Genomic DNA, 19046 nt, shown 5'->3' with positions numbered 1-19046 from the left:
TCGGTTGAACAGCGAGCCGGAGCAGTTGCCACCTGCGCAATCGCGCGGAACCTTGAGCGAGGGCCGCGTGTTCTCTCCCCGAAAGCCGCGCCGGGCACGCCCCGGGTAAGCCGGCGGGGCCTTGCCATCGACCGGCCCTTCGCCCCCGTCATGCGGGTGGCTGCAACGCAGGAGAGACACAGTGACGACAGCGACCGACGCTGCGCTCGCGCAGCTTTCGCTCAACGCCTATTCCAATGCCCCGGTGGCCCTTCCGGCCGGCTTCACCCCCGCGGCCACCCTCCCCGTCACCCTCGGCACCGGGCAGAGCTTCGCGGGCGGCCTCTATCAGAGCGACAACTCCGCCGCGCTGGTGACGGAGGGCGCGGTGAACGGCCAGGACAGCCTCGTCATCGCCTTCCGCGGCAGCGACGACCAGCAGGACAGCCTCAACGACCTGCAGAACATCAATGCGGATTACGCGGACTTCACCGCGCTCTTCCAGGCGGTGGACCAGGCGGCGGCGAGCGGCCGTTACGACCAGATCGTGGTGACGGGGCATAGCCTCGGCGGGTCGCTGGCGCAGCAGTACATGGCGGCGCATCCCGACCAGCCGGGCGTGACCTATGATGCCGTCACTTTCGGCTCGCCGGGCGCGATCCTGCCGGCGGGCGAGGATGCGCGCATTACCAATTTCGTTATCGCCGACGATCCGGCCGTTGCGCTCGGCGCGCACCGGGCGGAGATCGGCGCGGTGCTGCGCTCCGACCCGACGCTGGCGAATTTCGCTGCCGACAAGGCCGCGGAAGAATTTCCCGGCCTCACCGAGGCACAGGCGCTGGCGACCATCAACAGCCTCACGGTGAATTACGAGAACCGCGGCGACATCGTGCTGCTGCCGGGCAGGAGCGCCGACCTCTCGCCGCAGGCGGGCATCGCCGGCCTCGCCCAGCTCGATGCGGCGCAGCACGCGCCGGAGCTCTATGCCAGCAGCACCGCGACGGCGGCCGCCTCGCCCGAGCCGGAGCTGATCGTGCCGGAGACAGGCACGACGGACCCGCAGCTGCTGGCGCTGCGCAGCATCTACGACAGCGACGGCGGCGACCCGCAGGTCTTCCAGTCGCTGATCGATGGCTGGCGGCAGGATGTGCGGGACGAGGCGAACGACATCTTCACCGATGCGCGGGACCAGATCGCCGCGATCGGGCAGGACCTGAACCTGATCTAAGGCTGCTCCAGCAGCCGCAGGATCACCCCCAGCCAATCGGCCGTGGACTGGCCGTTGGCCGAGGGGTCGATATCCGGCTCCAGATGCCGCAGGAAGGCGGCATCGGCGAGGCTGCCGGGATGGTCGGCGAGGAAGCGGCGGATCTCGGCGGCGAGCAGCGCGCGCTCCGCCGCCGGCGTCACCCGCCGCGCCTCGGCGACGATGTCCGCATCGTCGCCGTCCAGGTCGCAATCCTGGTGGAACCAGGCCTGGATGAAGCCGGCGAGATGCGGGTAGAGCGCCGGCACGCTACCCCGCGAAGGGGTCGCGCAGCGTAATCGTGTCGTCGCGGTCCGGGCTGGTGCTGAGCAGCACCACAGGCGCCTCCACCAGCTCTTCGATGCGGCGGACATATTTCACCGCCGCCGCTGGCAGGTCGGCATAGGAGCGGGCGCCGCGGGTGGAGCTGGTCCAGCCTTCCAGCACCTCGTAGACCGGCTGTGCCGCGGCCTGCGCCCCGGCCGCGGAAGGCAGGCGCCGGTAGTGCTCGCCGCCGATCGTGTAGCCGGTGCAGATCTTCAGCTCCGTCAGCCCGTCCAGCACGTCGAGCTTGGTGAGCGCGATGCCCTGGATGCCGCCGGTCTTCACCGCCTGCCGCACCAGGCAGGCATCGAACCAGCCGCAGCGGCGCGGGCGGCCGGTCACCGTGCCGAATTCGCGGCCGCGCTCGCCGAGCCCTCGGCCAATCTCGTCCATCAGCTCGGTCGGGAAGGGCCCGCTGCCGACGCGCGTGGTGTAGGCCTTGGCGATGCCGAGCACCATGCCGATGGCATCCGGCCCGATCCCCGCCCCCGCCGCCGCATTGCCGGCGACGGTGTTGCTGCTGGTGACATAGGGGTAGGTGCCGTGGTCGACATCCAGCATCACCGCCTGCGCGCCCTCGAAAAGCACGCGCTGGCCGCTGTGCCGGGCCTCGTCCAGCCGCTCCCAGGCCGGCTCGGCGAAGGGCAGCAGCCGCGGGGCCAGGGCCAGCAGCCCGTCGAGCAGCGCCTGCTTCTCGAAGGTCTGCGCGCCGAGGCCGCGCAGCAGGCTGTTATGGTGCAGCAGCAGCTCGTCGAGCTTGGCCGAGAGCGTCGCCGGCTCCGCCAGGTCGCACAGGCGGATCGAGCGGCGGCCGACCTTGTCCTCATAGGCCGGGCCGATGCCCCGCCCGGTGGTGCCGATCTTGTCCTCGCCGCGGGCCGCCTCGCGCGCCTTGTCGAGCGCCGGGTGCAGCGGCAGGATCAGTGGCGTGTTCTCGGCGATGCGGAGGTTCTCCGGCGTTACCGACAGCCCCTGCGCGGTCACGCGGTCGATCTCGGCCAGCAGCGCATCCGGGTCCAGCACAACGCCATTGCCGATGATGCCGAGCTTGCCGCGAACCACGCCCGAGGGGAGCAGCGAGAGCTTGTAGACCTGCTCGCCGATGACGAGGGTGTGGCCGGCATTGTGGCCGCCCTGGAAGCGCACGACGATGTCGGCCCGGCTCGCCAGCCAGTCCACCACCTTGCCCTTGCCCTCGTCGCCCCACTGGGCGCCGATCACCGCGACATTGGCCATCACACGTCGTCCTTGCTGAAAGGCATGGCTTCGCCATCGCGCAGGACATGCGTGCAGCGGAGCGCGGCGGGGCTGTCGCCCGGGCCGAGCGCGGCCACGGTGGCGAAGCCCTGATCCCGCCAGGCCGCGGCGGCGGCGGGCGGGGTGCCGAGGGGGAGAAAGAGGCGCGGCCGCGGCGCCATGGGGGCGGCGGCACGCAGCACGGCGTCGGGGTAGAGGCTCATCCCCGTCGCCGGCTCGTCATTGGCCGAGACGTAGCGGCCGCCGCGGGCCAGCTCACCGGTCGCGCCCGGCCCGTAGAGGGTGAAGGCGACGCCCACATGGTAGCGGAAGCCGCGGAACTCGACCGGGTCGAGGGTGAGGCGCAGCCCCGGCTCGCGCGCCCGGATGGCGGCGATGACGGCCGCCGCATTGTCGGCGATGGCCCGTGCCGCCGGCGGCAGGTCGGCCGCGGCCAGCGCCGCCAGCGCGCCATCGGCCGGGCCGGCGGCGGCGAGCAGCACCGGCAGCGCGGCGGCCAGCGGCCCGGCCTGCTCGGCGAGCGCCGTCGCCGCGGCGGCATCCTTGCGGTCGAGGGCGCGCGCCAGGCGCTGGCTGAGCGCGGGTGGCACGCCGGCCGCCTCGAGCAGGGCCGGCGCCATGGTGGGGAGGGTGATGTCGAGGCTCACCGCCGGGACGCCGGCCCGCGCCAGCGCCTCGGCGGCGACCAGCGCCACCTCGGCATCGGCCTCCGCCGCGTCGCTGCCGATCAGCTCGATGCCGGCCTGGGGCAGCTGGCGCTCCGGCGCGAGCTGGGTGCCGCGCACGCGCAGCACCTGCCCGGCATAGCAGAGGCGGAGCGGCCGGGCCTGCAGGCCGAGCCGCGTCGCGGCGATGCGGGCGACCTGCGGCGTGGTGTCGGCGCGCAGCCCCATCATCCGCTGGCTGACCGGGTCCATCAGGCGGAAGGTCTGCTCGGCGACGGCGGCGCCGGAGCCGGCGAGCAGGCTGTCCTCGAATTCCAGCAGCGGCGGCTTCACCCGCTCATAGCCATGGCCGGCGAAGGCGGCCATCAGCGTCTCGACGAGCGCCGCCTCCCGCTCCGCCTCGGGGGGGAGCAGGTCCATCAGCCCGGCGGGCAGGAGGGCGGGGTTGGGCAGGTCGTCGGTCATGCGGGCGCGGGTGTGGCAGGGGGCCGGGGGGGATGCAAGGGGCTCACGCCCCTATTCGTCCAGGGGATAGTCGGCCAGTTCCGGCCGCATGGCCTCGACAACGAAATCGACGAAGGCCGCCGGGGCGTCGAGGTAGAATTCCCGCGGCGAATAGGCGCCGACCCGCGCCTCGACCCCCTGCCCTGCCAGCCAGGCGGCCAGCGCCTCCAGTTCCTCCCGCGGCGTCTCGCTGAGGAAGGAGACCTGGGAGCGAAGCTTGTCCGCATCCCGCCCCGGCGTGTCGCTGCGGCTGAATTGCAGGTCGATATTCGCCCCCGGCTGCCGGAGCCAGATGGCGCGCTCCGTCCGCCGCAGCACGGCGAAGCCGAGCCGCGCGGTGAAGAGCGCGACCACCGTCTCGAAATGCTCGGGGTTCAGCCGGTTGGCGACGTGGTTGAAGCGCATGGGGCGGGCTCCGCTTGGCTTTCGCCCGCAGTGGAGCGCCGAAATTCCGCGAGGTCGAGCCGTCCCCTCAGGATGCCACCTGCCCCTGCCCCATCGCGGCCTTCGCCGCCTCGAGGTCCATCCACATGATCTCCCAGTGATGGCCGTCCGGATCCTCGAAGCTGCGGCCATACATGAAGCCGTAATCCTGCAGCTTGCCCGGGTCCCTGGCGCCGCCGGCATCACCCGCCCGCTCGACCATGGCATCCACCTCGGCGCGGCTTTCGGCGGAAAGGCAGATCAGCGCGGCGCTCGAGGCATGGGCATCGGCGATCGGCTTGGCGGTGAACTGCCGGTACTTGCCATGGGTCAGCAGCATGACATGGATGGTTTCGGAGAAGACCATGCAGGCGGCGGTCTCGTCGGTGAAGCGGCGGTCCAGCGTTGCGCCGACGGCCTCGTAGAAAGCGATCGACCGCGTCAGGTCGGTGACGGGCAGGTTCACGAAGATCAGCTTCGGCATGGCGTTTTCCTCCTGGGGCTTGGCCAGCCTCGCCCGAATAGTTATATTTTGCAACCATGGAGTCAGAAAAAATAACTAACCTCGAGCCGCGCCGCTGGTACGAGGATGCCTGCGCCGCCGCCCATGCCCTCGACCTGGTCGGCGAGCGCTGGGCGCTGCTGGTGATGCGGGAGCTGATCTTCGGCCCCCGGCGCTTCGGCGAGCTGCGCGCGAGCCTGCCCGGCATCAGCGCCAATGTGCTGACCCAGCGCCTGGCCGGGCTGGAAGCCGCCGGGGTGGTGGCGCGGCGCCGCCTGCCTCCCCCGGCCTCGGCCCAGGTCTATGCGCTGACCGACTGGGGGATGGAGAGCGAGCCGATCTTCCAGGCGCTCGGCCGCTGGGCCGCGCGCTCGCCGCACCACGACCCGAGCCTGCCCTTCAGCGCCGCTTCGCTGCTGCTCTCGCTCCGCACCATGCTGGATGCGGGGCGGGCCGGGGGGCTCAGCGCGCGGATCGGCCTCCGCCTGGGGCAGGAGCGCTACCTGGCACGGCTGGACGGCGGCCGGATTGCCATCGCCGCCGGGCCAGTCGAGGGGGCCGAGCTGGTCCTCGACGGGGCGCCGGCGGCCATCGCCGCCGCGATCTATGGCGGCCAGCCGCTCGCGGCGCTGGAGGCGGCCGGTACGCTGCGGGTCGAGGGCGACCGGGCGCTGGCGGCGCGCTTCCTCACCCTCTTCCCGCTGCCGGAGAAGGCCGGGACGCAGCAGGGATAGCCTGCGTGCGGCCGGCCACCTCCGGCGGCGCCGTTCTGGTGCCGCTCGCCGCCGGGCCGGACGGCAAGAGCCGGGGCTTCCTCAAGATCATGCGCGACCGCACGGAGCCGCGGCGGGAGGAGGAAAGGCGCCTGGTGCTGCTGCGGGAGCTCGACCACACGGTCAAGAACACGCTGGCCGTGGTGCAGTCGGTGACGATCCAGAGCCGGCGCTACGCGCCGACGCCGGCCGATTTCCAGGACGCGCTGGTGGCCCGGCTGGCCGCGCTCGCCCGCTCGCACGACCTGCTGACCCGTAGCTCCTGGGAGGGTGCCTCGCTCCGCGACATCGTCCGGCAGACCCTGGCCCCCTATGCCACGAAGGTTGGGCAGGACCGGTTGTCGCTGCAGGGCCCCCCGGTGCGGCTGACGCCGACGGCGGTGGTCACCCTCAACCTCGCCTTCCATGAACTGGCGACGAATGCGGCCAAGTACGGCGCGCTCTCGGCACCCGGCGGCGGCGTCGAGGTCGGCTGGCATATCGACCGGACCACGAAGGAGAAGCCGCAGCTCGAGGTCCACTGGCGCGAACGTGGCGGGCCGCCGGTCCGGGTGCCGGCCAGTCGTGGCTTCGGCACCAGGCTCATCGAGCGCGGGTTGTCGCGCGAGTTCGATGCCGCGGTCCGGCTCGACTTCGCGCCCGCCGGGGTCGAGTGCATGATCCGCCTGCCCTTCGCCCCCCGCCTCGTCTCGCTCTGAGCCGCCCGGCGGCAAGGCGGGGTGGTGCGCCGGCCACCCCGCCCGCCGCAGGATCAGGCGCCGAAGCCGCCGTCGATGGTGTGCATCGCCCCGGTGACGAAGCCCGCCTCCGGCCCCGCCAGCCAGGCGACCATCCCCGCCACGTCCTCCGGCCGCCCGTGCCGCTTGAAGGCCATGCTGGGGTAGACCAGGTCCTTGAACGGCCCGTCCGCCGGGTTCATGTCGGTGTCGATCGGGCCGGGCTGCACGACGTTTACCGTGATCCCGCGCGGGCCGAAATCCCGCGCCAGGCCGCGCGCCATGCTTTGCATCGCCGACTTGCTCATCGCATAGGCCGATACGCCGGGGAAAGAGACCCGGTCGCCGTTGACCGAACCGATGACGATGATCCGCCCGCCCTCCGGCATGCGCCGCGCCGCCTCCACCGAAGCGTGGTAAGGCGCGGCGATGTTGATGCGGATCAGCCGGTCCACCGCGTCCGGGTCCATCTCCAGCGGGTCGCCGTAGACGACCACGCCGGCATTCACTACCAGCACGTCGAGCGGCCCGCTGTCGCGCACCCGCGCGATGACGGCGTCGCGGTCGGCGCTGTCGGTCATCACGGCCGTGGTGCCCGTCTCCGCCGCCAGTTGCTCCGCGGCCTCCTTCGACCCGGCATAGGTGAAGGTCACTGCCGCGCCATCGGCGGCGAAGCGCCGCACGATCGCCGCCCCGATCCCCCGGCTACCGCCGAGCACGAGAACGGACTTACCTTGAACACTGGCCATCAGGCCCTCCTTGAGATTTAACGTAGTGACAGCTACATAAATCACCCGGAGGCCCCGTCAAGGCATTTTGTATCAATGACTACAAATCTCCCGCGCGCCCGCGGCCGCCCCCGCCGCTTCGACCCGGAGCAGGCCGTCGCCACCGCCCAGCGCCTGTTCCATGCCCGCGGCTACGACGCCGTCAGCGTAGCCGACCTCACCGAGGCGCTTGGCATCAACCCGCCCAGCTTCTACGCCGCCTTCGGCAGCAAGGCCGGCCTCTACGCCCGCATCCTGGGCCGCTACACCGGCACCGGGGCCCTCCCCATCCCCGAGATCCTCCGCCCCGGCCGGCCGGTGCCCGAAGCCCTCGCCGCCATGCTGGAGGAGGCCGCCCGCCGCTATGCCGCCGACCCCGCCGCTGCCGGCTGCCTCGCCATCGAGGGTGCCCGCTGCAACGACCCCGAGGCGCGAGCAGCGGCCCGCGCCCTGACCGGCGCCGGTGAGGACACCATCCGCCGGTTCATCGCGGCCAGCCATCCGGAAGCGGCCGAACGCCTGACCGACTACGTCGTCACCGTGATGGCCGGCCTTTCCACCATGGCCCGCGACGGCCAGGGGCTGGACCGCCTGCTCGCCACGGCCCGCCTCGCCAGCCTTGGCCTCGCCCAGGCGGTCCATGACCGACCACCTCCCCGGGATGGCCGCGTGACGGACGCGGCGCCCTGCAACCCGGCCGGACCGAAGGAGACACCATGACCCATCCGCGCCCGCGCTACATCACCTTCGACTGCTACGGCACCCTGACCAACTTCCAGATGGGCCCGCTCGCACGCGAGCACTTCGCAGGCCGCGTGCCGGCGAAGCGCATGGATGCCTTCCTGCGCGACTTCAGCGCCTACCGGCTGGACGAGGTCCTCGGCGCCTGGAAGCCCTATGCCGAGGTGCTGGACAATGCCGTGCGCCGCACCTGCGCGAAGCACGGGATCGCCTGCCGCGAGGGCGACGGCGCCCGGTTCTCGGAAGCCGTGCCGAGCTGGGGCCCGCATCCGGACGTGGCGGAGCCGCTGAAGCGCGTGGCGAAGGAATTCCCCCTCGTCATCCTTTCCAACGCCGCCAACCACCAGATCCACCACAACGTGGCGAAGCTGGAGGCGCCCTTCTACGCCGTCTTCACGGCGGAGGGCGCGCAGGCCTACAAGCCGCGCCTGCGGGCCTTCGAATACATGCTGGGCCAGCTGGATGCGCGGCCGGAGGAGCTGCTGCACGTCTCCTCCTCCTTCCGCTACGACATGATGACGGCGCACGACATCGGCATCCGCGACAAGGCCTGGGTCAATCGCGGCCACGAGCCCCGCGGCAATGCCTTCTACGGTTTCCACGAGATCGCCGATATCGGCGGCCTGCCGGGCCTGCTCGGCCTCTGACCGCCCAAGCCCGCCCGGAGCCCGCGCCATGTCGCCACCCGTCGATCCCGTCGCCAGCGACCCGAGCCTGCCCGCCGAGGTGGATGTCGCCATCATCGGCGGCGGCATCGCGGGGGTGACGGCCGCCTATTTCCTGGCGAAGGCGGGGCAGCGCGTCGCCCTGCTGGAAAAGGGCGTCATCGCCGGCGAGCAGTCCAGCCGCAACTGGGGCTGGTGCCGGGTGCAGAACCGCGACGAGCGCGAGATTCCGGTCATGCTGCGCAGCATGGAGCTGTGGGACAGCCTGCCGCGCGAGGCCGGAATCGATGTCGGCTTCCGCCGCACCGGCCTCGTCTATGCGACGCGCAGCGAGAGCGAGCTGGAGACCTGGCGCCGCTGGGTGAAGATGGCCCGCGGCTACCAGTTCCACAGCCGCCTCCTTTCAGCCGAGGAGGTGGCTCCGATGGTCCCCGGCCCCGCAGGCGGCTGGATTGGGGGCATCCATTCGCCGCGCGACGGCCGCGCGGAGCCGCGCAAGGCGGCACCCGCCATCGCCACGGCCGCGCGGAAGCTCGGTGCCGGCATCCACCAGCGCTGCGCCGTGCGCGGCCTCGACATCGAGGGCGGCCGCATCGCCGGCGTCGTCACCGAGCATGGCCGCCTCCGCGCGCCACAGGTCCTGCTCGCGGGCGGCGCCTGGTCCTCGATGCTGCTGCGGCGCCACGGGCTCGACCTGCCGCAGTCGAGCATCCGCTCCACCGTCTTCCTCACCGAGCCGGCGCCGGAGATCACGCCGGGCGGCCTCTACACGCCCGACATCACCATCGGCCGGCGCGAGGATGGCAGCTACATCGTCGCAGCCAACAACCGGGGCCAGATCGAGATCACGCCGCAGGGCATGCGCTACGCCCGGAAATTCTGGCCGACGCTCGTCGCACGGCGGCACATGGTGAAGTTCGGCATCGGCGCCTCCTTCTTCCGCGGTCCCGAGGCCGTGGTCGGCCGCTGGCGCATGGACCGCCCGACGATCTTCGAGGCGGAGGACATGCGCATCCTCGACCCCGCACCGAAGGCCGGCGTGGCGGAGCCGGCCCTGAAGCAGCTTGCCACCTCCTACCCGGAGCTCGCGGGGGTGAAGATGGGACGCATCTGGGGCGGCTGGATCGACTCCACGCCGGATGCGGTGCCGGTGATCGCCCCGGTGGGCGTGCTCCCCGGCCTCTACCTTTCCACCGGCTACAGCGGCCATGGCTTCGGGATCGGGCCGGGGGCCGGGCAGCTCGCCGCCGACCTCATCCTGGGCCGCACCCCCGCGGTGGATCCCTCCCCCTTCCGCTACGAGCGCCTGATCGACGGCTCCCGCATCCAGAAGCCCGGGATGATGTGACGATGCGGAGGCAGGGGCCTCTCCGCCGCCCTGGCCCAGCGCGCGTGGCCGTGCTGGAGGTGGGCCGCAAGGACGCCTGTACTCGCCTGCGGGAAATCCTACGGGAGGAGCTGCCGATCCTGCCGATTTACCAGCCTGCGGCCATCGAAGGCGCCAAGGACCGGGACCGGGGCCGGGTGATGGCCCGGTATGGAAGGCAGGCATGATGGCGAGGCTTCCCATGGACCATGGCACGGTGCAGCTCCGCGCGTTGACCGCCGCCGACCTGCCGGCGGCGCAGGCACTGACCACGGCGCTGCGCTGGCCCTACCGGCTGGAGGACTGGGCCTTCGCCCTTGCCCTCGGCGAGGGCCTGGCGGCGGAGCTGGATGGCCGCCTGGCCGGCACGGCGCTCGGCTGGCGCTACGGCCTGGCGGCAGCAACCCTCGGCATGGTGGTGGTCGCCGAGGCGGCCCAAGGCCGCGGCCTCGGGCGCGCGCTGACCGAGGGCGTGCTGGCCATCCTCGGCGAGCGGAGCGTAATGCTCTGCGCCACCGTCGCCGGCTTGCCGCTCTACCGCAAGCTGGGCTTCGCCAGCCTGGGCCTCATTCGCCAGCACCAGGGCGAGGTGGCGGCGACGGCGCCCGTCCCCCTGCCGCCGGGGCAGCGGCTCCGCCCCGCCGGCCGGGAGGGCGCGCCGCTGCTCGCCGCGCTGGACCGCCGGGCGCTCGGCCTGCCGCGCGATGCGCTGATGGGCGCGCTGCTGCCCGTCGCGGAGGGCATGGTGCTGGAGCAGGATGGGGAGGCGATCGGCTTCACCCTCCTCCGCCGCTTCGGGCGTGGGCAGGTGATGGGGCCGGTGGTGGCGCCCGACCGGGCCTCGGCGCAGGCGCTGATGGCCGATGGGCTCGCCAGGCGGGCCGGGCAGTTCGTCCGCATCGATGTGCCGGAGGACAGCGGGCTCTCGCCCTGGCTGTCCTCCCTCGGCTTGGCCGAGGTGGATACCGGCCGGATGATGGTGCGCGGCATGCCGCCGCGCGGCGACGGCAGGGTGGGCAGTTTCGCGCTGGTCAGCCAGTCCCTGGGCTGAGGAAAAACCGCGGGGATGGTGCGGGCCGGCGTCGGAGACACGCGGGATGCCGGATGCGGCCTTCCTCGCTGCCCTGCCCAGCGGGACAGCCTGGTGAGTGCCGGGCGCGGCGAGCCGATGCTCGGCCTCGTCGACCGGGGGCGGGGCTACTGAGCGTCCTCCTCCGCCGCCGGCCCCGCCTCGACATAGGCCATCAGGTTCTCTAGCCGGTCCGCCTCGCTCGCCGGCTTGTCGGTGCGGATGCGGGCGATGCGGGGGAAGCGCAGGGCGACGCCCGACTTGTGCCGCCCCGAAAGCTGCGCGGCGTCGAAGATCACCTCCAGCACCAGCGCCTTCTCCACCTCCCGCACCGGGCCGAAGCGGCTGGTCGTGTGGTTCCTGATCCAACGGTCGAGCCAGCCCAGCTCCTCATCCGTGTAGCCGGAATAGGCCTTGCCGACCGGCACCAGCTCCTCCCCACCGCCCCCCACCGGGCGCCAGAGGCCGAAGGTGTAGTCGGAATAGAAGCTGCTGCGCTTGCCATGGCCACGCTGGGCGTACATCAGCACCGCGTCGATGCTGAGCGGGTCGCGCTTCCACTTCCACCACATCCCTTTCTGCCGGCCGGCGAGATAGGGGCTGTCGGCGCGCTTCAGCATCAGCCCCTCGATGGAGGCGGCCCGCGCCCCGTCCCGCACCTCGGAAAGCTGCGCGACGGAAGCAAAGGCGATCAGCGCCGAGAGGTCCATGCGCGGCGGCGCGTGGCGTTCCACCCAGGCCTCCAGCCGCTGGCGGCGCGCATCGAAGGGCAGCGGGCGCAGGTCCTCGCCGCCCTCGAAGAGCAGGTCGTAGAGCCTGACGCCGACCGGGTAGTCGCGCAGCATCTTCGGCCCGACCAGCTTGCGGTTCAGCCGCTGCTGCAGGTCGGCGAAGGGGGCGACGGCGCCGTCACGGATCACCAGCAGCTCGCCATCGAGCACGGCGTGGAAGTCCATCGCCTCGACGATCTCGGGGAAGCCGCCCGAGATGTCCTCCCCGCCCCGGCTCCAAATGCGCCGCCCACCCGGCCCTGCGGTGAGCTGGACGCGGATGCCGTCCCATTTCCACTCGGCGCGGTAGGCCGCCGGGTCGAGCGCGGCGAGGTCGCGGTCCTCCAGCGGATGGGCGAGCATCAGCGGGCGGAAGACCGGGGCGTCGCGCGGGTCGGGCCGTTCCGCATGGCCTTCGAGCCAGCGGAAGATCGGCAGGTAGGGCGGGGCGACGCCGTGCCAGATCTCCTCGATCTCCTCCACCGGCTTGCCCGACCACTCGGCCAGCGCGACGCGCGCCAGCCGCCCCGAGACGCCGACGCGCAGGCCCCCGGTGATCAGCTTGATGAGCGCCAGCCGCCCGCCGGAATCGAGCGTATCCAGCCAGCCGGCGATCAGCCCCGGCAGCTCCGCCTTCGGCGTCACCTCCAGCGCCTCCACCACCTCGGAGAGGCTGGGCGCCGGGGCATTGACGCCGGCACGCTCAGGCCAGATCAGCGCCACCGTCTCGGCCAAATCGCCGACATAGTCATGGCTGAGGGCGAGCAGCACCGGGTCCGTCCGGGCGGCGGCGAGGTCGCGGATCATCGCCGGCTTGGCGGCGGTGAAGACCAGCTCCTCGGTCAGCGCGGCCAATCCTACACCACGATCCGGGTCCGGCTGGGTGGCAAACCAGTCGCGCAGCAGGGCAAGCTTGGCATTGCGGCCCGGGGTGAAGACCAGCCGCTCCAGCAGCTCCGCGAAGGCCGGGACGCTCATGCCGCAGGGGTTCCCTCGGGCGCCTCGGCCACCGCCTCGTCCTCGTCCTCGCCGAGCCCGACGAGGTGCAGCGCCCGGCCGCGGATGCCGCGCCCCGCCAGCGCATGCACCAGCGCATCGTCCCGCCCATGCGTCACCCAGACCTCCGGCGCGCCCACCTCGTCGATGGTGCGGTTGAGGTCCGGCCAGTCGGCATGGTCGCTGATGACCATGGGCAACTCGACGCCGCGCAGCTTCGCCCGCTGGCGCACCCGCATCCAGCCGCTGGCGAGCGCCGTCACCGGTTCCGCCAGCCGCCGCGCCCAGCGGTCGGCGATGGCCGAGGGCGGGGCGAGCACGATCGCCCCGCGCAGCTCCGCCTTGTTGGCGACGGTCGCCGGACGCAGCTCGCCGAGGCGGATGTCAAGCTCCTCGTAGAGCCGGCAGAGCGGCTGCTGCGCGCCATGCAGGTGGATCGGCCGGTCCCAGCCCGCCGCACGGATCAGGGTGATCAGCCGCTGGCACTTCCCCAGCGCGTAGCAGCCGACCACATGCGTCCGCTCCGGGAAGAGGGCGAGGCTCTTCAGCAGCTTCGCCACCTCATGCGCCGGGTCCGGGTGGCGGAAGACCGGCAGGGCGAAGGTCGCTTCGGTGACGAAGACGTCGCAGGGGACGGGCTCAAAGGGCAGGCAGGTGGCATCCGCCTGCCGCTTGTAGTCGCCGGAAACGACCGCCCGGCTACCCCGCCACTCCATCACCACCTGCGCCGAGCCCAGCACATGCCCGGCCGGCACGAGGCGGATCGTCACCTCGCCCTGCTGCAGCACCTCGCCATGGCGCATCGCCTGCTGGGTGACCCCGGCCCCCTCCCCCATCCGCGCCCGCATGATGGCGAGCGTCTCCGGCGTCGCCAGCACCGCTTGATGGCCGGGGCGGGCATGGTCGGCATGGCCATGGGTGATGACGGCCCGCTCCACCGGACGCACCGGGTCGATGAAGAAGCCGCCGGGCTCGCAGAACAGCCCGTCGGGCAGGACCCGGAGCCAGGTTTCGGGATGGGGCATGACGGGAGAAGCTTGGCCATGCGCGGCCCGGCTTCAACCCATCACCTTCCCGCCAGCGATCCGTTGCAGGTGTGGACAAATAGCCTCTGGGCTGAGGACAGTCCGCCACGACAGGGGGCCGATCGGGTGGGCGGCGCAGCCGGGGCTGGGTCGTTCCGGACGTGGCCGCAACCTCGCGCCCGGCACGCCGTTCCCAGCAGCGTGCGCCGGGTCGCAGTCAGGAAACCTCTGGTCGTCTCGCGCGTCACACAGGACCGTATCTGCAACGGCCATGCGGCGTCGCGGCATCGATGAAGGGCAGAGGAATTGGATGTCGCCAGGGCAAGGGGAGGCCACGGAAGCCAGGATGGCAGCACAGGCGGAGCCGTCCCTGCTGGTGGACTATGCTCCGGTGATGCTCTGGCAGGCCGGACCTGACCGGGCGCGGACCTTCTTCAACCAGCCCTGGCTCGACTTCACCGGCCGGCCGCTGGAGGCCGAGTTGGGCTTCGGCTGGATCGGGGGCGTGCACCCGGAGGACCGCGCACGCTGCGAGCAGGTCTGCGAGCAGGGCTTTGCCAGCCGCGCCCCCTTCACCCTCGACTTCCGCCTGCGTCGGCATGACGGCGAATGGCGCTGGCTGCTCGAGACCGCGCGGCCGCTCTGCCAGGATGGCCAGTTCACCGGCTTCCTCGGCTCCTGCGTCGACATCACCGATATGCGCCAGGCGATGGAGGAGCGCCGCCGCGCCCTGGCCGAGCGCGAGCTGCTGCTCGCCGAGCTGCACCACCGGGTGAAGAACAACGCCCAGGCCACCACCTCCTTCCTCGGCCTGCAGGCCAGCCGTGCCACCAGCCCCGAGGTCGCCGCCGCCCTGCGCGGCGCCGCCACCCGGGTGATGCTGGCGACGCTGGTGCAGGACCGCATGTTCCGCATCGCCGAGAATGCCACGATCGACCTCGGCACGGAGCTGCTGGCCACCGCGCGGGCCGCGGTGGACGTGGTAGGCCGCCCCGGCATCGTGATCGAGGCCGACATGGAGCAAGACCTGCTGCTGCCCGTCTCCCAGGCGACCCCGCTGGCCCTCATCGTCAACGAGCTGGTGGTGAACGCCGCCCGCCACGCCTTCACCGACCGCCCCGCCGGCACCATCCGCGTGGCGTTGCGTCGGCCGGCGCCCGGCCTCGGCGAGTTGATGGTGGCGGATGACGGCATCGGCCTGCCGGAGGCGCAGAAGCGCAACACGCCGCAGGGCTGCCTCGGCCTGCACCTCGTGCCACGGCTGGCGCGGCAGGCGCATGCCAGCCTGCGGCTCGATGTCGATGGCGGAACCAAGGCGACGCTTCGCTTCGCCTGCGGGTAACGCCTTCCCGAGTCCGCCCGGCCCCGCCATATAGGGGGCAGATGGGAACATTGCCGGAACCGTTTGCCGCCTGGTTCGCCGGGCGAGGCTGGACGCCGCGCCCGCACCAGCTTGCCCTGCTGCGGGCGGGGCAGGCGGGCGAGTCCGCGCTGTTGGTCGCGCCGACCGGCGGCGGCAAGACCCTGGCGGGTTTCCTGCCGAGCCTCGTCGACCTCGCCCGCCATCCACGCCCCGGCCTCCACACCCTCTACATTTCGCCGCTGAAGGCGCTCGCCGTCGACATCGCCCGCAACCTGATGGCGCCGGTCGAGGAGATGGGGCTGTCCATCCGCATCGAGACGCGGACGGGCGACACCCCGCAGAACCGCCGCGCCCGGCAGCGCGCCGACCCGCCGAACATCCTGCTGACCACGCCCGAGAGCCTCGCCCTGCTGCTTTCCCAGCCCGAGGCGGGAGAGGTTTTCGCCGGGCTCGGCGCCGTCATCGTCGATGAGATCCACGCCCTTGCCGGCACCAAGCGCGGCGACCAGCTGGCCCTCGCCCTCGCCCGGCTCGGCCGGCTGGCGCCCGGGGCACGGCGCGTCGGCCTTTCGGCGACGGTCGCCCATCCGGAGCCGCTGCGCGCCTTTCTTTCCCCCAGTGGCGAGGCCGAGGGCGTGCGCCTCGTCCAGGTGCGCGGCGGCGCGCCGCCGGAGCTGTCGATCACGCTGCCCGAAGGCCGGCTGCCCTGGGGCGGCCATATGGGCCTCGCCTCCATGCCCGAGGTCTACCGGCGCATCCAGGCGGCGCGCGTCACCATCGTCTTCGTCAACACCCGTGCCCAGTCGGAGCTCTGCTTCCAGGCGCTCTGGCGGCTGAACGAGGACAACCTCTCGATCGCCCTGCACCATGGCAGCCTCACCGTCGAGCAGCGCCGCAAGGTGGAGGCGGCGATGGCCGCCGGAAAGCTGCGCGCGGTGGTGGCGACCGCCTCGCTCGACCTCGGCATCGACTGGGGCGATGTGGACCAGGTGATCCAGGTCGGCGCGCCGAAGGGCGTCGCCCGGCTGCTGCAACGCGTCGGACGCGCCAACCACCGGATGGACGAGCCCTCCCGCGCCGTGCTGGTCCCGGCCAACCGCTTCGAGGTGATCGAGTGCACCGCGGCGCTGGAAGCCGTGCGGCACGAGGAGCTGGACGGCGACGCGCCGCGCCCCGGCGGGCTCGACGTGCTGGCCCAGCACATCCTGGCCATGGCCTGCCACGCCCCCTTCCACCCCGACGACCTCTACGAGGAGGTCCGCCGCGCCGCCCCCTATGCCGCCCTCACCCGCCGCGACTTCGACGACGTGCTCGGCTTCGTCGAGAATGGCGGCTACGCGCTCCGCGTCTATGAGCGCTTCCGCAAGCTGTTCCGCGACGCCGAGGGGCTCGTGCATGTGCGCGACCAGCACGTCGCCCGCCAGCTGCGGATGAATCTCGGCACCATCGTGGAGACGCCGCTGCTGAAGGTGCGCCTGCGCGGCGGCCCGGTGCTGGGCGAGGTGGAGGAGTGGTTCATCTCCACCCTCGTCGCCGGCGACTGCTTCATCTTCGCCGGGCAGACGCTGCGCTTCGAGGTGCTGGACGGCGTCAGCGCCGTCGTCTCCCGCGGCGGCGAGGGCGAGCCGCGGGTGCCCGCCTATGCCGGCTCGCGCATGCCGCTTTCCACCTGGCTCGCGGCGAGGGTGCGGGAGATCATCAACGACCCGCGCAAGTGGCGCCTGCTGCCCGTCGCGGTGCAGGACTGGCTGAAGCTGCAGCGCCGCCAGAGCATGCTGCCTCCCAAGGACGGGCTACTCATAGAAACCTTCCCGCGCGGCGGGCGGTGGTTCCTCGTTGCCTATTGCTTCGAGGGGCGGCTGGCGCACCAGACGCTCGGCATGCTCGTCACCAAGCGGATGGAGCGCGCCGGCTTCGGCCCGCTCGGCTACCTCGCCACCGACTATGTCCTCGCCACCTGGTCCGCCTTCGAGCCGACGGAGGTGGAGCACCTCTTCGAGGAGGACATCCTCGGCGAGGAGCTGGAGGAATGGATGGCCGAGAGCTCCATGCTCCGCCGCACCTTCCGCAACATCGCCACCATCGCCGGGCTGCTCGAGAAGAACCACCCGGGGCAGGAAAAGCGCCCGCGCCAGATGACCATGAATGCCGACCTGATCTACGACGTGCTGCGCAAGCACGAGCCCGACCACATCCTGATGCGCGCGACGCGGCAGGAGGCGGCGGGCGGCCTGACGGATGTCGCCCGCATCGGCCTGCTGCTGGCCCGCGCCCGCGGCCGCATCATCCATCGCTCCCTCAATCGCGTCTCGCCGCTGGCCGTGCCGGCGCTGATCGAGGAGGGGCGCGAATGGGTCGCCGGCGGCGCCGAGGACGCGCTGCTCGCCGAGGCCGAGGCGCTGGTCGGCGAGGTGACCGGCGGCGCCGAGCTCTTCTCCGGCCTGCTCGCCGAGGTGACGGAGGGCATCGCCATCCGCCCGCGCGACGTGGACAAGCCGCGCCACCGCGAGCGCCCACGCCGCAACCGCTTCATCCGCAACGCGCCGAAGAGCCTCGGCCAGGCATGAGCGCCGCACCGATCCACCTGGGTGGCGAGCGGCTGATGCTCGACCCGGCCGGCGTGCTGCACTGGCCGGCGCGGCGCACCCTCGTCGTCGCCGACCTGCACCTGGAGAAGGGCAGCGCCTTCGCCGCCGCCGGGCGCTTCCTGCCGCCCTACGACACGCGGGAAACGCTCTCCCGCCTCGCCCTGCTGCTGCGGCGCTGGAAGCCGGCGCGGATCATCGCCCTCGGCGACAGCTTCCACGACCGCCACGGCGCCAGCCGCCTGCCGCCGGCGGAGCTGGAGGCCCTGCACCGCATGCTGGTGGGCATCGAGATGCTCTGGGTGCTCGGCAACCACGATCCGGAGCCGCCCGAAGGCCTGCCGGGCATGGCAGCGGAGGAAGTGCGCGACGGACCGCTCGTTTTCCGCCACCAGGCGCGGCCGGCCGCCTCGCGCTTCGCCATGGCTGCGGGCGGCGAGGTTTCCGGCCACTTCCACCCGAAGGCGACCATGGCGACGCGGGCCGGGGGCATCACCCGCCCCTGCTTCGTCGCGGACGGAAGGCGCCTCGTCCTGCCCGCCTTCGGCGCCTATACCGGCGGGCTCGACGCGCGGGACCCGGCCATTGCCGGCCTCTTCCCGCGCGGCGCCCGTCTCTTCCTGCTGGGGCGGGAGCGGCTGTTCAGCATGAATGCCGGCCCCGCCCCGCAGCCCGCCCTTACGGGAACAGCACCTGGCTGACGGCGTGGATGATGCCGTTGTTGGCGATAATGTCAGGCCCGACCACCAGCGCCGGCGCCTGCACGTTCAGCCCGCCCGCGCCGAAGCTGCCCGTCTGCCGCTCCGGCGCCGGGTTGCTGACCGCGATCTTGCTGCCGTCATTGGCGACCAGGATCTCGGCGCCGTTCACCGTCTTGAAGCGCCGCCCGTCCAGCAGGCCGGAGGAGGGCATGGAGCCGGAAACGATGTGGTAGGCCAGGAACTCGCGCAGCCGCAGCGGGTCGGCGCTGTTCTGATTGATGTTGCCGGAGCCCTGCGCGGCCAGCTCGGTGATGCGGGCATTGACCACGTCGAAGGCCGGATCGACGGGGGCGAAGACCGTCACGCTCGCCGTGGAGCGCAGCTGGTCGGTGATGCCGGCCTGGGTGATGAGGTCGATGAAGCGGTTGAACCGGCCATCGGCGGCCAGGGTCTCCATCACGTTGCGGGTCTGTGCCTGGCCGGGGCGGAGGCCCGTCAGGATCGTGCCGCCTGCGAAAGCGGTTGCGAGGAAATGACGGCGATGTAAGGTAAGCATGTGAATTCGACCTTTTCGGTTGATGAGGACGGCTGATTGTCGGCGAACGGGAT

21 protein-coding genes are annotated in these 19046 nt (G+C 72.1%); 12 read left to right on the top strand and 9 right to left on the bottom strand.

Going from position 1 to position 19046, the window contains the following annotated elements; genetic code table 11:
* Positions 1–181 precede the first annotated feature (181 nt).
* The gene (locus LH62_RS12915) at positions 182–1207 is read left to right on the top strand and encodes a lipase family protein (RefSeq protein WP_043361827.1); all 1026 of its coding nucleotides are present in this window, start codon (positions 182–184) and stop codon (positions 1205–1207) included.
* Here LH62_RS12915 and LH62_RS12910 read toward each other — a convergent pair.
* The 5 genes from LH62_RS12910 to LH62_RS12890 all read right to left on the bottom strand — a co-directional run bounded on the left by LH62_RS12910 (position 1204) and on the right by LH62_RS12890 (position 4882).
* Complete coding sequence (locus LH62_RS12910) at positions 1204–1494, bottom strand: contact-dependent growth inhibition system immunity protein (RefSeq protein ID WP_043361824.1); 291 nt, start codon at positions 1492–1494, stop codon at positions 1204–1206. The genes LH62_RS12915 and LH62_RS12910 overlap by 4 nt on opposite strands.
* A gap of 1 nt (position 1495) precedes the next feature.
* Complete coding sequence (locus tag LH62_RS12905; protein ID WP_043361821.1) at positions 1496–2785, bottom strand: adenylosuccinate synthase; 1290 nt, start codon at positions 2783–2785, stop codon at positions 1496–1498.
* Entirely contained in the window at positions 2785–3936 is a 1152-nt protein-coding gene (locus LH62_RS12900) for an ATP phosphoribosyltransferase regulatory subunit (RefSeq protein ID WP_043361818.1), read from the bottom strand. Before LH62_RS12900 ends, LH62_RS12905 begins: the two co-directional genes overlap by 1 nt.
* Positions 3937–3987: 51 nt before the next feature.
* A complete protein-coding gene (locus LH62_RS12895; RefSeq protein ID WP_043361816.1) occupies positions 3988–4380 on the bottom strand; it encodes a hypothetical protein in 393 nt (130 codons plus the stop codon).
* A gap of 67 nt (positions 4381–4447) precedes the next feature.
* Positions 4448–4882, bottom strand: a complete 435-nt coding sequence (locus LH62_RS12890; protein WP_043361813.1) for a VOC family protein — start codon at positions 4880–4882, stop codon at positions 4448–4450.
* Positions 4883–4938: 56 nt separating this feature from the next.
* On the opposite strand from LH62_RS12890, the gene LH62_RS12885 reads away from it, so the two are divergent.
* Together LH62_RS12885 and LH62_RS12880 are read left to right on the top strand one after the other, a co-directional pair.
* The gene (locus LH62_RS12885) at positions 4939–5634 is read left to right on the top strand and encodes a winged helix-turn-helix transcriptional regulator (protein WP_043361811.1); all 696 of its coding nucleotides are present in this window, start codon (positions 4939–4941) and stop codon (positions 5632–5634) included.
* Between the two features lie 5 nt (positions 5635–5639).
* Positions 5640–6371, top strand: coding sequence for a sensor histidine kinase (locus LH62_RS12880; RefSeq protein WP_052214356.1), 732 nt, complete (start codon positions 5640–5642; stop codon positions 6369–6371).
* Positions 6372–6424: 53 nt separating this feature from the next.
* Here LH62_RS12880 and bdcA read toward each other — a convergent pair whose 3' ends face one another.
* Positions 6425–7138 carry an SDR family oxidoreductase gene (gene bdcA, locus LH62_RS12875; RefSeq protein ID WP_043361810.1) on the bottom strand — a complete coding sequence of 238 codons (714 nt, stop codon included), beginning with the start codon at positions 7136–7138 and terminating at the stop codon, positions 6425–6427.
* Between the two features lie 75 nt (positions 7139–7213).
* Here bdcA and LH62_RS12870 point away from each other — a divergent pair, with 75 nt between their 5' ends.
* Genes LH62_RS12870 through LH62_RS31140 form a run of 6 tightly spaced genes read left to right on the top strand, consistent with a single transcriptional unit; the run spans position 7214 to position 11132 of the window.
* Positions 7214–7876, top strand: coding sequence for a TetR/AcrR family transcriptional regulator (locus LH62_RS12870; RefSeq protein ID WP_082012545.1), 663 nt, complete (start codon positions 7214–7216; stop codon positions 7874–7876).
* Positions 7873–8544 (top strand): haloacid dehalogenase type II, encoded by a 672-nt coding sequence (locus tag LH62_RS12865; RefSeq protein WP_043361807.1) that lies wholly within the window; start codon positions 7873–7875, stop codon positions 8542–8544. The genes LH62_RS12870 and LH62_RS12865 overlap by 4 nt, the downstream gene beginning before the upstream one ends.
* Before the next feature lie 28 nt (positions 8545–8572).
* A complete protein-coding gene (locus LH62_RS12860) occupies positions 8573–9910 on the top strand; it encodes an FAD-binding oxidoreductase (RefSeq protein WP_043361804.1) in 1338 nt (445 codons plus the stop codon).
* Between the two features lie 44 nt (positions 9911–9954).
* A complete protein-coding gene (locus LH62_RS31145; RefSeq protein ID WP_160299834.1) occupies positions 9955–10116 on the top strand; it encodes a hypothetical protein in 162 nt (53 codons plus the stop codon).
* Positions 10113–10979 (top strand): GNAT family N-acetyltransferase, encoded by an 867-nt coding sequence (locus LH62_RS12850; protein WP_201445490.1) that lies wholly within the window; start codon positions 10113–10115, stop codon positions 10977–10979. The genes LH62_RS31145 and LH62_RS12850 overlap by 4 nt, the downstream gene beginning before the upstream one ends.
* Positions 10980–10994: 15 nt before the next feature.
* Positions 10995–11132, top strand: coding sequence for a hypothetical protein (locus LH62_RS31140; RefSeq protein WP_160299833.1), 138 nt, complete (start codon positions 10995–10997; stop codon positions 11130–11132).
* On the opposite strand, the gene LH62_RS12845 is transcribed toward LH62_RS31140, so the two are convergent.
* Positions 11126–12745: a cisplatin damage response ATP-dependent DNA ligase gene (locus tag LH62_RS12845; RefSeq protein WP_043361800.1), complete on the bottom strand. Its 1620-nt coding sequence runs from the start codon at positions 12743–12745 to the stop codon at positions 11126–11128. The two genes, LH62_RS31140 and LH62_RS12845, sit on opposite strands and share 7 nt — an antisense overlap.
* Entirely contained in the window at positions 12742–13788 is a 1047-nt protein-coding gene (locus LH62_RS12840; protein WP_043361797.1) for a ligase-associated DNA damage response exonuclease, read from the bottom strand. Before LH62_RS12840 ends, LH62_RS12845 begins: the two co-directional genes overlap by 4 nt.
* A 346-nt stretch (positions 13789–14134) precedes the next feature.
* On the opposite strand from LH62_RS12840, the gene LH62_RS28350 reads away from it, so the two are divergent.
* From LH62_RS28350 to pdeM, 3 genes are read left to right on the top strand one after another with little or no spacing between them, the layout of a single operon-like run.
* A complete protein-coding gene (locus tag LH62_RS28350) occupies positions 14135–15130 on the top strand; it encodes a sensor histidine kinase (RefSeq protein WP_052214354.1) in 996 nt (331 codons plus the stop codon).
* 41 nt (positions 15131–15171) lie between these two features.
* On the top strand, positions 15172–17718 hold the full coding sequence (locus tag LH62_RS12830; RefSeq protein WP_082012544.1) for a ligase-associated DNA damage response DEXH box helicase: 2547 nt from the start codon (positions 15172–15174) through the stop codon (positions 17716–17718).
* Positions 17715–18437, top strand: coding sequence for a ligase-associated DNA damage response endonuclease PdeM (gene pdeM, locus LH62_RS12825; protein ID WP_052214352.1), 723 nt, complete (start codon positions 17715–17717; stop codon positions 18435–18437). The genes LH62_RS12830 and pdeM overlap by 4 nt, the downstream gene beginning before the upstream one ends.
* On the opposite strand, the gene LH62_RS12820 is transcribed toward pdeM, so the two are convergent.
* On the bottom strand, positions 18415–18993 hold the full coding sequence (locus tag LH62_RS12820; protein ID WP_043361794.1) for a fasciclin domain-containing protein: 579 nt from the start codon (positions 18991–18993) through the stop codon (positions 18415–18417). The genes pdeM and LH62_RS12820 overlap by 23 nt on opposite strands.
* Between the last annotated feature and the right edge of the window lie 53 nt (positions 18994–19046).

The organism is Belnapia sp. F-4-1 (genome assembly GCF_000802185.1).
Lineage (GTDB): Bacteria > Pseudomonadota > Alphaproteobacteria > Acetobacterales > Acetobacteraceae > Belnapia.
Note: the sequence above shows the minus strand (reverse complement) of the source record. Positions and strands in the feature narration are given on the sequence as shown.

What these genes read in the sequence shown, in the direction of transcription:
- LH62_RS12905 (WP_043361821.1), bottom strand. Translation starts at nt 2,785, where the DNA reads ATGGCCAATGTCGCGGTGATCGGCGCCCAGTGGGGCGACGAGGGCAAG.
- LH62_RS12900 (WP_043361818.1), bottom strand. Translation starts at nt 3,936, where the DNA reads ATGACCGACGACCTGCCCAACCCCGCCCTCCTGCCCGCCGGGCTGATG.
- LH62_RS12895 (WP_043361816.1), bottom strand. Translation starts at nt 4,380, where the DNA reads ATGCGCTTCAACCACGTCGCCAACCGGCTGAACCCCGAGCATTTCGAG.
- LH62_RS12890 (WP_043361813.1), bottom strand. Translation starts at nt 4,882, where the DNA reads ATGCCGAAGCTGATCTTCGTGAACCTGCCCGTCACCGACCTGACGCGG.
- LH62_RS12885 (WP_043361811.1), top strand. Translation starts at nt 4,939, where the DNA reads ATGGAGTCAGAAAAAATAACTAACCTCGAGCCGCGCCGCTGGTACGAG.
- bdcA (WP_043361810.1), bottom strand. Translation starts at nt 7,138, where the DNA reads ATGGCCAGTGTTCAAGGTAAGTCCGTTCTCGTGCTCGGCGGTAGCCGG.
- LH62_RS12870 (WP_082012545.1), top strand. Translation starts at nt 7,214, where the DNA reads ATGACTACAAATCTCCCGCGCGCCCGCGGCCGCCCCCGCCGCTTCGAC.
- LH62_RS12865 (WP_043361807.1), top strand. Translation starts at nt 7,873, where the DNA reads ATGACCCATCCGCGCCCGCGCTACATCACCTTCGACTGCTACGGCACC.
- LH62_RS12860 (WP_043361804.1), top strand. Translation starts at nt 8,573, where the DNA reads ATGTCGCCACCCGTCGATCCCGTCGCCAGCGACCCGAGCCTGCCCGCC.
- LH62_RS12850 (WP_201445490.1), top strand. Translation starts at nt 10,113, where the DNA reads ATGATGGCGAGGCTTCCCATGGACCATGGCACGGTGCAGCTCCGCGCG.
- LH62_RS31140 (WP_160299833.1), top strand. Translation starts at nt 10,995, where the DNA reads ATGGTGCGGGCCGGCGTCGGAGACACGCGGGATGCCGGATGCGGCCTT.
- LH62_RS12845 (WP_043361800.1), bottom strand. Translation starts at nt 12,745, where the DNA reads ATGAGCGTCCCGGCCTTCGCGGAGCTGCTGGAGCGGCTGGTCTTCACC.
- LH62_RS12840 (WP_043361797.1), bottom strand. Translation starts at nt 13,788, where the DNA reads ATGCCCCATCCCGAAACCTGGCTCCGGGTCCTGCCCGACGGGCTGTTC.
- LH62_RS28350 (WP_052214354.1), top strand. Translation starts at nt 14,135, where the DNA reads ATGGCAGCACAGGCGGAGCCGTCCCTGCTGGTGGACTATGCTCCGGTG.
- LH62_RS12830 (WP_082012544.1), top strand. Translation starts at nt 15,172, where the DNA reads ATGGGAACATTGCCGGAACCGTTTGCCGCCTGGTTCGCCGGGCGAGGC.
- pdeM (WP_052214352.1), top strand. Translation starts at nt 17,715, where the DNA reads ATGAGCGCCGCACCGATCCACCTGGGTGGCGAGCGGCTGATGCTCGAC.
- LH62_RS12820 (WP_043361794.1), bottom strand. Translation starts at nt 18,993, where the DNA reads ATGCTTACCTTACATCGCCGTCATTTCCTCGCAACCGCTTTCGCAGGC.